Consider the following 13,080-nt stretch of genomic DNA (forward strand, 5'->3'; position numbering starts at 1 on the left):
CCCCATTTACTCCGCTTTTCAATTCAATCGACGAATCATGGACACACCCGTCATTGCGCTGCATGCCGCCATTGAACCGCTGATCGCGCGGCATGCAGAAGATGCCGCTTTTTATTGGTCCCAACTGGACAGCGCCGCTCACTCAACACAAATCGGCCTCGCCAAATATGCGCATTTCAATCGCCTGCTGGATGCACATCTGGAAGGCTTGGCAGTAGCAGGGCAAGCGGGATTGCGTCTTACTCAAGCAGCCCTGCAACGCTGGAAAGGCCCCGCTGAATCGTTCGCCGGCACTTGGCTAGCCGTCACGCTGGACGATACGCCCACCATCGAGCACGTGTTCTCCCAGTTGCGCAAGCAACCCGACACATTGCTGCGCGGCGTGGTCTCCGCGTTGGCCTGGGTGGCACCGGCATCCTCGTTACCCTGGATCACGCGCCTCGGCGCCACCGATGGCGATGTACCGGCGCAAGTGGCAGCATTGCGCGCGGCGGCATTGATCGGTGCAGATGGCGTCACCGCACTCCCCTTCCCGCTGACTACTTACCTCGCTTCGCCCCATGCCTTCATTCGCGCCGCAGCCTGCCGCGCGGCCAGGTGCGATGACGAGCGCTGCACCAGCACGCTGGCGCCGGCACTGCGTTCGGCACTGCTGGATACCGACCTGGCCGTGCGTGCGGAAGCCGCCATTGCCCTGGCGCGCTGTGGTGCTGCCAAAGAGGCCGTCGCGGTGCTATGGCAGTGCGTCGCCGCCCAGTCCGACGTCCATCGGCAAGCAACCGGCTGGTACCGCAAGCCGGCGGCACGCCGCCTGCAGCGCTGGATTCAGCATCTGGCGGTGATGACGTCACTTGGCCATCCGAGCATCCCGCAATTACTCAACGGCCTGCCCGCACGCGTCGGACTGACGTTTATCCTGCACCATGGCGACAGCATCTACCTGCCCCAGGTAATGGAGTGCATGAATAACCCGGACGTGGCGCGCTATGCGGGCTGGGTGTGGCAATCATTAACCGGGCTGGACTTGGCGGCGAATGGCTGGACCATGCCAGAGTCCGATCCTAGCGCTGAGAGTGAAGGCGATGCCATTACCGAGGCCCGCCTCGATGCCGACCAAGGGTTGCCGCTCCCTGATATCAGCGCAATTCAGTCTGCGTCCTCCGCCCATCTGCATGCGCTTCCCACTGGCGTCCGCAGCCTGCTGGGACATGCGCTGACACCGAAGTATGCCCTGAGCCTGCTGGAACATGCGCCGCAAGCACTACGCATCATCGCTGCGCAGGTTCTAATGCAGGCGATGCCCGATATTCAGCTTTCCGTGCGGGGAGCGGCTGCGCTCCAATTGCGCCCGCTTGCCCATTTGCAGACACTGGAGAACCTGTGAACAGAATTTTTGATCCCTGGGCGGATGCCCGCCTGATCGCGGAACGGCAGCAACTGCCCGGTGCCCGCCTGCTGATTTTCCTGGGTGCTGAAGCATGGTGTGAAAAGTGCCGTACCTTGCGCTCCCACGTCGAGCTCCAGGCCGCTTCAGCGCCAAGTAACGACACTTGGGTGTGGCTCGACCTGGAAGACCATGCAGAGTTTTTAGGCGATTACGTGCCGGACGATCTACCGCAACTGATCGTTTATAAGGAGGCAGTTGTCATAGCATGCAAGGCTTTGTCGGGTTCACGAACAGTATTCGAAGAAACTGCCTATCGACAGCCCGAGACGACACCAGGGCTCGCAGATCCCGGCATTCGATCGAACTTGCTACGTGAAGATTGGGTGGTGTAGCAGGGGCGCGAGGGTGTCTGGAAAATCCGTGGCGACTCAACCAAAACCGCAAGACAGATCAGCCCTGCCACTTCCGCTCAGCCAGCCTGGCGCTCACAATATGCCTTAAGGCCCGCCAGCCGTTTCTTGACGACATGCGAGAAATAAAGAACAGCCAGCGGTTCCACTATCAGCCGCAGAAGCTTTGGCTTGGCCACGATCGCATAGCGGAAACGCGCCACCGTGTGATTGGGCGACACTTCCTGAAAAATCCACGAACCTGCGAACTTCGCCAGTATCCACGGGCCTTCAATCATCTTGACCGCAGCGTGCGTCGGCGGCATCACTTGCACGAACTCAACCAGCATATGCATGCCGAGCTTGGACTGGATGCGCACCTGCGTACCAATAAACGGGCCGCCGGTTTCACCGGCAACCACGGCGATATTTTCCGGGAAAGGATCCCAGTCATAACGCACCGCATAGTCTTGCGAGGTGCGGTAGACGGTCGCAATAGGGGCTGCTATGTGTGTCTGCCGTTCGATCAGTGCCATCAACAATGATTGTGTTGAGATTCCGGTGCAAGGTACATAAGCGACGCGTCACTGTTCACGCCGCTGCGGCTCCATCACATGCAAAAACTTGGTCAGCAAATCCCGTGGCGGCGCGACACTGATGTTCTTCAGCACCTGCCCCACATTGCCGCGATGGTAGCCGCCGTGGGTGATCACGTGCAGCAGGATTTCTTCACGCGACATCGTGCCCATGTCACCGTCCGTGAAGCGGAACCGCACGGGCTCCGCCAGCGCGGCATCGGTCAAGGACAAGACATATTGCTGGTACCACGCATCGGTTTCCAGCACCGCCGCGCGCAGTTCCGCCAGGGTCGGCGTGGCCTTGGTATTGGTGGCGTCATAACCATGCTGCTCGCCCAGCAAATGCGCGCGGAAAATGCGGTCCACCACGTAGATATGGTTCAGCGTACGGATCGCCGTGTGCAGGTCAGTTTCAGAGGTGACGGTGGCCAGCACGTCAAACAGTTCGGTATTGGCCCATACCTTTTGGCCAAACAGGGATTGCAGCATCGAGACAGACATGGAGAACTCCTTTAACAATTCATTTAAAAGCGGTAGCAATGTGCCTGCTGGCTGTCGCTGCGCTGGAATGGCACGGTCAGTATCGGGGACTTGTTCTGCTGGCACTGGATCAGCACTTCCGTGTAGGCCTCGACACTGCGCTCGACGATGCCCTGCTTGCCGGCCCGTCCGATTCCCAGTGCCAGCGCGGGTTCCCGCAACGGGCTGTCGGTCGGCCGCCTCGGCGCGGCCTGCGCGATCAGCGGCCTCACTGTGGAGAGCAAGCCGGTACGCATTGCGTCCGGCGCCTTGTCCGCCACTCCCGGCCTGGGTTCCATGAACAGCTCGTCATGCGGGTCTGCCGCCTGCGCCGGCATGGCGCAAGCCAGCAAGACCAGCACCGTCGCGTTAGCGCGCTTTACCAATTCGCAGCGCCGTCCAGGCGAAGAACAGGCCAAACAGCAAGTCACCCGCGCCGTACACGGAAAAGAACATGGCGGTCAGCGGGGACTCGTTGGCAATCGCCGGCAATGTTTGCGCCTTTTCCAGCAGCCAGTGCGCCCAGGCCAGCACATACACCAGCTTTTCCAGCGCGAACACGGCCACCAGCAGCGGCACGTGGTGATAGGTTTTCGCCACGGCCCAGTAAGCCAGGCCCCACAACACGATAGCCACCTGGCCCAGCCAGGAAAACACGGCGGGATCGGTTGAGGCCAGCAAGGGGTTCATGAACAGCTGGGAAAACAGCAGCATGCCGAACACGTTGTACGCGCCGGCAAGCCAGAAAATCCGGGTGGTGAGCGGGCGGGGATGGATTGCGTCAGGCATAGGCGGGCAACGTGGTGGAAGGGCAACAATTATCTATTTTACAAATTTCCCCTGCCTGCCGACAAGCCTTATTACTAGCGCGGCGCGGCTGCCGCCTTCCTTTCAACGGAATCCCAGTCATAGGCATTGGCGACGCGCTCGGCCACCTGGTTCATCAGCGCCATGCCGTTCTCGCCGTTGGCCATGATGACCATGCCATAACCCTTGCGCAGGTGCCCGGTCATCCACGCCCGGTAACCCCAGTTTGAACCGCCGTGCGAAAAATACCAGCCGTCGCCCTGCCGCTCGATCGCCAGCCCGACCGCATACGCGCCGATGCCGACCGGCGTGGTCATCTCCTGCGCCGAGCGCTGCTCCAGCACCTTGCCTTTCGGCCCGCGCAGCGCGGTCTGGATCTCGATAATGAACTTCGCCACATCGGTTGGCGTGCTCCACAGGCTGGCGGCGGCCTGCTCCGGATGCACGCGCCACGGCGCGCCCATGCGGCGCCCCTGTTTATCATGCGCCAACGCGGCATGGCTTTCCTGGCCGGGCGGATCGAACGAACTATCCCGCATGTGCAGCGGCGCCAGCACCGACGATTGCATCAAGTCCGTGAACGCGCAATCGCAGCGGTCCGTCATGGCCAACTGCATGATGGTCAGGCCGCCGCCCGAGTATTTATAAGCGGCATAGGGCGCGCGCGCAAAGGTCACCTTGCCCACATTCGATGGCGGCAAACCTTGCAGAATCTGCACAGGTGTCGGCAACGGCGCCTGCGGTTCGTAGCCGGGAAAACCAAAGCCGTCATCGGCGCCCGAGGTGTGACTGAACAGGGAGCGCGGCGTCACCGGCTGGCCGCGCGTCCACGGTGACGGCGGAACTTTCCAGGATTTCAGTATGGTGTTGACGTCCGCATCGAGGTCCAGGCGCTTTTCCTGCACCAGCCGCATCGCGGCCAGCGCCGTGACGGGCTTGCTGAGCGAGGCGGCCTGGAAGCGGCTGCCGGCATCGAGCGCTCGCCCCGTGTCCGCATCGGCCACGCCATACGCCCTGGCCCAGTGCAGCTGGAAATCCTTGATGACGGCAATGCTGACGCCGGGCACGTGAAGGCGCGCCATCAATGCCGGCAAAGCCAGCGCATCGAGTTCATTGTCGGCGGGGGTTTGGGGGGCTTCGATGCGGGCGATCCGTGTCGCGGCATCGTCGGCGGCAGGGGTGGCTTGGGCCGCCGTGATCGGGAGGATGGACAACAACCAGAAGATGGAGCGGACTGGCGGATTCAATCGGCGCATCGGCAATTCCTATCGGGAGCAATGAAAAAAACGGGGCGCATGCAGCGCCCCGTTCTTCATTCTACAACTGACTGATTACATGCCGCAGCCCAGCGACTTGATACGGTCGTAGGCAGCCTTCGCCTGCACCAGGCCATAGCCGGTGTAGACATCGCGGCCGGCGACGTTCAAGTCTTTCGCGCTCTTGTTCAGCGAGGAACGGATCTGCGAGCCGGTGCAGGTTGGGAAGTAGCTCCACACCAGCGCGGCCACTGCGGACACGTGCGGGGTTGCCATCGACGTGCCGTTGTACGACTCGTAGCTGGTTGGCGTCACTGCCACGGTTGCCGATGCGCCCAGTTGCGCCTTCATTGCCGCGCCCTCGGTGTCGGATGCGGTGACCGAAGGGATGGTGGTCACGGTGGTGCCCATCGTGCCGCCGAAGCCGCCCGCAGCATTGTTGTACACCACTGCGCCCACGCCGCCGCTGGCCTTGCAATTGCTGACCTTGGTCGCGAAGTCCACGGTGCCACGGGAAATCAGGCAGATCTTGCCAGCCATGGCGCTGTTGACCGCGTCGCCCAGGCCGAAGTCAGCCAGTGCGCCGGTGGCGGTCACCTTAGGCGAACCGCTCATTGCGCCTGGCGCATAGGTGGTGCCGCCGACAACCAGGGAGGACAGCGAACCGCCGTTGGTGGTCACGGTCGACAGCACGTCCACGCCAGGACCGGCGATTTCCACTTTGCTGTTGTATTGCGAGAAGTCGGCCCAGGCCAGGCTTTCGTTAACCGCGCCCACGCTCATCACGCTGGCGTAGCCGGCCGGGTACGACACCACGGTGTTGCCATCGTTACCGGCAGCAGCAATGTTGAGGACGCCTTTGGTTTGCAGGGCGTCGAAGGCGCGCTGTTCGGTCTTGCTCGACCCGCCGCCGCCCAGCGACATGCTGATCACGTTGGCGCCCGCAGTGCCGCACTTGTTGGCAGCCGATGCCAGGGTGGACGAATACGCCCAGCCGTCAGCGCCGAATACTTTCACGATGTGCAGTTTCAGCTTGCGGTTCGGATTCACACCGACCACACCGACGCTGTTGTTGATACCGGCGATCGTGCCAGCCACGTGGGTGCCGTGGTGGTTGTCGTCGTTGTACCACCAGCCGGTGCCGCTGTCGTATTCGCCGGTCACGATGTTGCCGCTCAAGTCTTCGTGTGCGCGGTCATAGCCGGAGTCGATAATGCAGACCTTGCGGTTCCCGGTGCTGGCATCGGACAGTTGGTCAGCCTGCACTGCCTTGATACCCCATGGCACCAGCTGGCCCAGCGCGTATGGCGTGCCGGTCGATGGCGTGCTGGTGGCGAAAGGCATACGCTTGACGTCTTCTTCCACGTATTCCACGTTCGGGTTGTGCGCCAGGCCGTTCAGCGCCTGGGTCGGCACTTCGATGGCCATCGCATCCATGCCGTGGATTTGATGTTTGACCGCACCTTTGGCTGCCTTGACGGCAGCGTGAGCTTCAGCAGCTTTGCCTGGTTTGAACGCCACGATGACACGCGTGGTGTCGGCTGCGGCGGCGGCCTGGCCGGCAGCGCCCAGGGCGGCTGCGGCGCATGCCAGTTTCACTGCGAGTGCGATTTTGGAAGTACGCGAAATCCCGATCATTTATCTCTCTCCGATATTAGCTGTGCGGCGTAGTACGCCCTTTTATTGTCTATGCCCGGGAGGGAGGATCCACTCCGCAACCAGACAGGGCCCAAGTGTAGAGGCGTGTCGCATCGGAAAACAATATGTCTGACCGTTAATTATTAGAAGGGTTTGTTTAACGTTGTAAGCGCGCGTCAGTTCTGTTTTATTCTGAACACCGGTCACAAAAATGTCTCAAATGAGACATTTTTCAGGGGCAAACCCATGCCTGGAAATCAAGGTTGGCTGGCGTATAACGCGGAAGCGGCACGCATCAGCCGGTCGCGCTGCTCCAGCTTGTCGATTTGCGCGGCGGGCAACCGGACGACGCCATTGGCCGCGCCCCACACCGCACCTGCCATGGCCCCGATCGTGTCGACATCGCCGCTGCCGTCGGCAATGAAGCGCAGCATGTCCTGGAAAGGCTGATCCCTGAACCGCAGCGCGGCATACAGCGCGGTAACGCACGACTCGCTGGCGGAAATTTTGTTGCCGAGGGTGCGCGCCACGTCCCGCGCGGCCGGTGCCGCCCCGGTCTCCAGCCATTGCGCGGCGGTCGCGGCGCGCGTGCTGAAGGCGGTGCTGGTGCAGTGGCTGGCGGCCTGCCGCAACAAGGCGGCTGGCGCCTCTCCTGCCAGCGCCAGCGCGGTGGCGGAGGCCAGCAACAGCGCGCCGTCGATGCCCAGTTGATGGGCGTGCGTGATACTGGCGGAGGTGCGGGCCGCGTCCAGCAGCGCATCGGGCCGCCGGGCAAAGTACAGCCCGATCACCGGGGCGCGCATCGCACCGCCGTTGCCATACGAGCCGTCGGGATAAATGGAACGATTGGCTTCCTGCCAGGCCATGCCGCGCCGGATGCGTTTCAACAGCCGCGCGGCGCCGGGCCCGTAGCCCCGGCTCCAGTGATAGCTGGCGGCGAAACGGCGCGCGGCGTCATCGGCATCGAGCCCGCCCCGCTCCGTCAGCGATTCCGCCAGGTCCAGCGACATTTGCGTGTCATCGGTCCAGCGCATTTCGCCCTTGCGGGTGGTGCCGATCAGGCGCCACAGCGCGCGCTCGAGCGGACCGCCTTCGTACGGCGCGCCAAGCGCATCGCCCAGCGCGAGGCCCAGCAGACATCCCTGATATTTGTCCAGCGACATGGCATCCTCCCGGGCACAAGCTCATCAGGCATGATACGCCTGTGCCGGGGCGGCAGGGTCAACGGCCAGAAGGCTTGCATGCCGCGTGATCAAGGCGGGTGACTTTGTCCGCCACCAGCAAGATCAGGCTTAGTTGGCCTGCCGGTCCCAACGAATTAAAGGGAGCGCCAAGTCAGGCAACCAAATGAAACCGGAATGCATTGTGTTCTCCTGGTAAAACCGTTTGCGCCACCGATGCGGCCAGCACCATCCCGCGCTCGCTATTGGTTAATAAAACGAAGCCATCTTTTGAAGCAACGGACGCCATGGCAAAGGCGCGGAACCCCGTATTATTCCCCCATTGCCAGAGATTGGGACCACCCGGTGTATGCTCGATTCCCCATCCCAGGCCCCACTTCAGGCCCAGCGGTTCGTCGACCTCCACCGGCCGGGCCAGCGTCGTCGATATGACCGCGTCGTCGGCCAGCAGCGCCGCCATGAACCGCGCGTAGTCGGCCGCCGTGGTGTACAGGGAGAACGCTGCCACCGCGCTTCGCATGCGGATGCGCAGTCGTATCCCGAAGGTGGTCACGCCACTCACGGCACGCTCTTCGAACGCATCACGCCACACCAGGCTCGTGTCGCGCATGCCAAGCGGAGTAAATAATTGCTGGTCGAGATAAGCGGCCAGCTCCATCTGCGTCACCGCCTCGATCACGCTTTGCAACAGGACATAACCCTCGCCGGAATAGCGCCAGCGCTGGCCGGGTTCCGATTGCAGGGAAAGCGCGCCGCTGGACCAGTTCGGAAAGCCCGTACTGTGATTGAGCAGTTGCGCCACCGAGACCCGCCGCAGCGTGCTTTCGGGCACCAGGTCATGGCTGTCGCCGGCCGACCGTTTCAGTTCATTGTGGAAGTGCCGGTAGCCACCGGGCAGATAGCGGGACACGGGCGCGTCGAGCGCCAGCTGGCCTGCGCGCACCAGCCGCAGCGCGGCCAACGCGACCACCGGCTTGGTCAGCGACGCGGCCTGGAAGATGGCGTCCGGCTGGGCGGGGGTATCGGTGCATCCGGACAGGGCGACGGGCTGACCGGGCACGCCGGCGCGCAAATGGACATAGGCGGCGGAACAGACGCCGAGCTCACGGGCCAGGGCATCGGGAGGCTGATTGCGCAGGCGGGCCATATCGCTTGCGCAGGACGCAAGGAATGGCGCGCCTGCGGCGCTCAACAGAAAAGTCCGGCGCTTCACAGGTTCACTTGCGTTCCGTGGAATCTTCCCGGGAAGCCTGCTGTCCCAGCTGTTTTTCAATCCATTCAATGTAATGGCTTAGGCGCACATTGCAGCTGGTTTGACCATAGAGTCCTGGCCGGGTGGTCATGACATTACCCTGCACGACCTTCCAGGCGCCCATTCCGGCCAACACCCACTGGTCCTTGGCCTCGATGAGCGCGGGACCGCAGCTGTCTCCGTTGACCGACATGCCTTCAAGGGGCAGGGCCGACGGCGGCTCGTCGAACACATAGCAAAACCAGCGCTCGTGCGCACTGGTGATCTTGTTGAACGCGCGGCGAAGCTCCGTGCGATTGGGGCCGTGGGGGTCGTGCCCGGCGGCGCCCGTCCCCGTGGCGCCCTTCCCCACGATCTTGACGATCCGGCCGGCCTCGCCGCTGCCGCGGTTGATGGCGACTGGGGCGACGTCAGTCACAGGTTGTGCCAGCTTGACCAGGGCGATGTCGTCAGACGAGGCAAGCAGCACCAATATCAGTATGGCTTCTCCGGTGGCCATCGCTTGATTGATCAATTCTTGCGGCGGCTTCTTGTAGCCGGGATGAATGACGACGCGCTCAACGTCCCTGGGCTTCCCGTTAATCACAACCCGTTTGATTTCAGATTGCCAAGTGATCGCATGGGCGGCAGTAATCACCCATTGCGGCGCAATCAACACGCCGTGGCCTTCGCCAGGCATGTCGACGAGCGCAGGAAATTCAGATGCCGGAATCCGATACTTCGCATCGTCAACGTCATGTCGAATGGCGATGGCACTGGCAATGGATGACGCAGCAAGAAGTATGGGCAGCAACAGGAATCGAAGCACGTGTGGGTCCTAGAGGAAGCGCCAGAGTGCTGGAATATTCCCCGGCAGGGTTGCCATCATAACGCAGCAATCTCCTGTGCTCATCGGCTCACTTGCACCAGCCATTTGCACAGCGTTGCATGCGCTTCGCTGCGTGGGTCAAGGAAATCCATGTGCCCCGCCTCAGGAAGCTCGACAAAGTCCACGCGGTCGCCCAATGCCTGTGCAGTGGACGCATAGTGCCTGGCAAGGTCAATTGGCAGCGCCTGATCCCTGGCGCCATGCACGATCAGCTGTACAACGCCCAGCGGAAGTAACTCAATGGGTGACGCAGCTGAATAGCGGTCGGGAACTTGATCCGGGCCGCCTCCCAGGAATTGATCAACCGCGCCATTACCTGCGGCATCCCGATAGGCACGCGCCAGATCGGAAACCGCGGCAAGCCCGGCTGCGGCGATTGGCTGGACACGCGCCGGCTGGAAGTGGGCGCCTGGACTCCGTGCTGAAACGCATAAGGCAAGCTGGCCGCCTGCAGAATGGCCAACCACGACGACACGGCTCAGATCTAAATCGATCCCGTCATCCACCAGCGTGGCGAGATAATCCACCGCCAGTGCCACGTCACTGACCGTGCCGGGCCAACCGCCTCCGGGCGCGCCCACCCGGCGATACCCGATGTTCCAGACCGCATAGCCCTTTGCCACGATGTCCATGGCGATGCCGGCCAGCTCCTCCCGGCCATATGGCATACGCCAGAAGCCGCCATGGAGGAGGCAGACAACCGGTGGGCGCGTCGCATGGGGCAGATACAAGTCGCCCTCGTGGGCTTGCATCGGACCGTACTTGAAGGTTTGTTGAACGCGTGACTGAATGGTTGTTGGCATGTCGGGGCGGTTTTAAGGGAACATGGGGAGTGTAAGCCCAGGAGCGCGACGTATCCCGTGCAGTATCGGATTGCCCCCTACCGCTTCCAGGCAGCGTTCCCTGATGTCACCAGCGACTTCAAGATACTGGCTTCGTCGAATGTCAGGCAATCTCTCGGGAAGATCGCCAATTTCAGCAAACACCATCTTGGCGATCAACGTGCGGCAAGGTTGGACGGATGTCTAATCACGTGAAAAACCTATTGCGCTTGGCACACGGCGTCCTTGCGAACTGAGACATCCACCTCCGAAGAGCGACCTCCATCGGCTCGGGTCTTTGTTAGTGCCGCCGAACACCCCTCCGAACTCCGCGACCACACTACGTTGTACTTTGTATCAGATTCTGTCGCAAACGCGATCGGAGCCGCGCAGCTCACCACCTTGCCTCCAGTAATCGGCCCACCGCTTACAAGCTCTGGGTTAGAACGTATCCTAACCATCACTTCTTGCTTAGTAGGAAGAACTATCTCCGCTTGATCTGGAAGTGGTTTTGCATCGGCGTTCGATGCAATGGAAGTGAAGTCCGCAGCAATAACGGAGCCGGACGAAACAAGACCGCGCCCGAGCACTGCAGCTTTTTCCCATTTTCCGCTGGCGCACACATCGACGTATATGGGAGTCGTGGTCTTCTGCGGGGCGATAATTATCAAAGGCGCGCCGCGCTCTGGCGGTAAGTACGTTGTCGCCATCAGAGGCGTGCCGGCACATCCGGTGAGTGCGACTGCGAGGATTGGCCCAGCTAATAGAGGTGTAAGATGCGATGGATTCATATTAGTAGCGGACTACTTGAAAAAGAAAAGTGTAAGGTAAATTTCTAGTGCCCACGAAAAAGGGCTCAACATTCACTTGGATTCACCGCCATTCCGGACATTTGAAGTGATGCGATCACCAATATATGCGCCATGTTGTTCAAAGATCGTTGAGCATAGGTCCGTGTACCGTTGAACAAACGTAACAACGGCAGAACTGCCACCTTCGAGCGCAGTCGTTAGTTCTGCCTTCACTTTAGTTCTCGAAGAAATAAAATATTCCTTCGCTTTATCATTTCCAACAAGCGATGCTGAGCCGAACCTTGCCATTCGTTTTGAATCTTGGATCCTCGACTTATCCACCTTTGTATCAGTGATCAAAGCAAGCCCGTCCAATGCAGTAAGACCGTTGTAGCAATCAGAAAGTTGCAATGCAAGTTCAGTATCCGGAGGACGTTGCCCTACCTCTTGTGCATGCACGTGGATGCCACTGGATATGATAATCACAGCCAGCAAGATTTTTTTGAATATTTTCATGCTCATGAATGTGGCCAACGAATAAATACAGTCGCGTCATTGGCGTAGGCTGCAATGCAGGTTTGGAGAGTTTTCGTCATCGTTCATTTAATTCGTTTAAGAGTATCGCCTTCCCAGCCACAAGAAGCTCCACTTTGGGTCACGCAACCATCAGCAGTGACCTTGGCAACACTTCGTTTCTCGTCGAAAAGCACAGTAACAACGCAAGCACCATTCTTATTAGTCTTAACATATGGCGAGAATTTGAGTTCGTCACCGGAAATTCTACCAATGCCTGCAACAGTACCAGAACAGGCTCCTTGAACCACAGTCGTTGTGGCGGCGATTACACCGGAGTTTTTGTCCAGTGGTATAAGGTTAAGCGTCGTCGAATGCGAACGGAATTTTCCATCTATGTCTGCATACTGCGCATGGGCAGACCAGCAAAGTCCGAATACAGTAATTAACAAGATTCGATAATGCATATGCTCATCTACTCCAACGTGTCTGCTCAGCGGCTCCGGAAGGCGTCCGATGGAGCGATTTGTTAGAACCGTTATTTATTTGGGGACGCATTTTCTTCCCGCCACTCCTTGAGCTCCGCTAGCGCCTTCTTCACTTTATCGAGTGTAGCTGGCGATTGCTCTGGCGCATAGCCCTTGCAAATCACCTTTGCGTCGTCGTTGCTCTTCCCAATGAATTTGGTCTTTAGGAGTTCTATATTTATGTGTGCCCGAACAGCTTCGATTGGATTGACTTGCGAATTTCGCGAAGGGCTAATTATAGGAACGATTGCGTTAAAGCTATTATTGATTTCACGAATCACTTCGTCGTACTGAACGCCCCATGCCTGATGAGCAGCCCGACGTCCTTCAACGCCATCAGGATCAATCTTTTCACACCACCTTCCAATGGCCTCTGGCGCAGCCCTCCAACTTTCGACGACTCCCAGATTGAATTTGACAGGATATGTGTCGTCTGTTGCGGCAATCGAGTGCAGCGAGACAAGCAGGAAGCTTATAAGAATAAATCGAGAAATTGGCGACATAGCTAATTGATGAGTTCAACGTGTGGGTTCAGCCGCGTCGCAGGGCATCG

At 60.0% G+C, this 13,080-nt stretch carries 15 protein-coding genes; 2 read left to right on the forward strand and 13 right to left on the reverse strand.

What is annotated here, in order from left to right; all coding sequences use genetic code 11:
• The first annotated feature begins 37 nt into the window (after positions 1-37).
• Together AC1RRC_RS23520 and AC1RRC_RS23525 are read left to right on the forward strand one after the other, a co-directional pair.
• A complete protein-coding gene (locus AC1RRC_RS23520) occupies positions 38-1,384 on the forward strand; it encodes a HEAT repeat domain-containing protein (protein ID WP_493057958.1) in 1,347 nt (448 codons plus the stop codon).
• Positions 1,381-1,779 (forward strand): thioredoxin, encoded by a 399-nt coding sequence (locus tag AC1RRC_RS23525; protein WP_493057959.1) that lies wholly within the window; start codon positions 1,381-1,383, stop codon positions 1,777-1,779. The genes AC1RRC_RS23520 and AC1RRC_RS23525 overlap by 4 nt, the downstream gene beginning before the upstream one ends.
• A gap of 77 nt (positions 1,780-1,856) precedes the next feature.
• Here AC1RRC_RS23525 and AC1RRC_RS23530 read toward each other — a convergent pair whose 3' ends face one another.
• The 13 genes from AC1RRC_RS23530 to AC1RRC_RS23590 form a co-directional block, all read right to left on the reverse strand.
• Positions 1,857-2,312, reverse strand: a complete 456-nt coding sequence (locus AC1RRC_RS23530; RefSeq protein ID WP_493057960.1) for an SRPBCC family protein — start codon at positions 2,310-2,312, stop codon at positions 1,857-1,859.
• Positions 2,313-2,360: 48 nt separating this feature from the next.
• Positions 2,361-2,855, reverse strand: a complete 495-nt coding sequence (locus AC1RRC_RS23535; RefSeq protein WP_493057961.1) for a DinB family protein — start codon at positions 2,853-2,855, stop codon at positions 2,361-2,363.
• Between the two features lie 23 nt (positions 2,856-2,878).
• A complete protein-coding gene (locus AC1RRC_RS23540) occupies positions 2,879-3,259 on the reverse strand; it encodes a hypothetical protein (RefSeq protein WP_493057962.1) in 381 nt (126 codons plus the stop codon).
• A complete protein-coding gene (locus AC1RRC_RS23545) occupies positions 3,243-3,662 on the reverse strand; it encodes a hypothetical protein (protein ID WP_493057963.1) in 420 nt (139 codons plus the stop codon). Before AC1RRC_RS23545 ends, AC1RRC_RS23540 begins: the two co-directional genes overlap by 17 nt.
• Positions 3,663-3,736: 74 nt before the next feature.
• Positions 3,737-4,936 (reverse strand): serine hydrolase domain-containing protein, encoded by a 1,200-nt coding sequence (locus tag AC1RRC_RS23550; protein WP_493057964.1) that lies wholly within the window; start codon positions 4,934-4,936, stop codon positions 3,737-3,739.
• 75 nt (positions 4,937-5,011) lie between these two features.
• Positions 5,012-6,574, reverse strand: coding sequence for a S8 family serine peptidase (locus AC1RRC_RS23555; protein ID WP_493057965.1), 1,563 nt, complete (start codon positions 6,572-6,574; stop codon positions 5,012-5,014).
• A gap of 257 nt (positions 6,575-6,831) precedes the next feature.
• Complete coding sequence (locus tag AC1RRC_RS23560; protein WP_493057966.1) at positions 6,832-7,737, reverse strand: ADP-ribosylglycohydrolase family protein; 906 nt, start codon at positions 7,735-7,737, stop codon at positions 6,832-6,834.
• Between the two features lie 172 nt (positions 7,738-7,909).
• Positions 7,910-8,902, reverse strand: a complete 993-nt coding sequence (locus tag AC1RRC_RS23565; RefSeq protein ID WP_493057967.1) for a serine hydrolase domain-containing protein — start codon at positions 8,900-8,902, stop codon at positions 7,910-7,912.
• 70 nt (positions 8,903-8,972) lie between these two features.
• Positions 8,973-9,815, reverse strand: a complete 843-nt coding sequence (locus tag AC1RRC_RS23570) for a S1 family peptidase (protein ID WP_493057968.1) — start codon at positions 9,813-9,815, stop codon at positions 8,973-8,975.
• Positions 9,816-9,895: 80 nt separating this feature from the next.
• Positions 9,896-10,678 (reverse strand): alpha/beta hydrolase family protein, encoded by a 783-nt coding sequence (locus AC1RRC_RS23575; protein WP_493057969.1) that lies wholly within the window; start codon positions 10,676-10,678, stop codon positions 9,896-9,898.
• An 881-nt stretch (positions 10,679-11,559) separates the two neighbouring features.
• Positions 11,560-12,009, reverse strand: coding sequence for a hypothetical protein (locus AC1RRC_RS23580; protein WP_493057970.1), 450 nt, complete (start codon positions 12,007-12,009; stop codon positions 11,560-11,562).
• Positions 12,010-12,086: 77 nt separating this feature from the next.
• Positions 12,087-12,467 (reverse strand): hypothetical protein, encoded by a 381-nt coding sequence (locus tag AC1RRC_RS23585; protein WP_493057971.1) that lies wholly within the window; start codon positions 12,465-12,467, stop codon positions 12,087-12,089.
• 71 nt (positions 12,468-12,538) lie between these two features.
• Entirely contained in the window at positions 12,539-13,030 is a 492-nt protein-coding gene (locus AC1RRC_RS23590; RefSeq protein ID WP_493057972.1) for a hypothetical protein, read from the reverse strand.
• Positions 13,031-13,080 lie beyond the last annotated feature (50 nt).

The organism is Pseudoduganella sp. GW821-FHT12E03 (assembly GCF_058807115.1).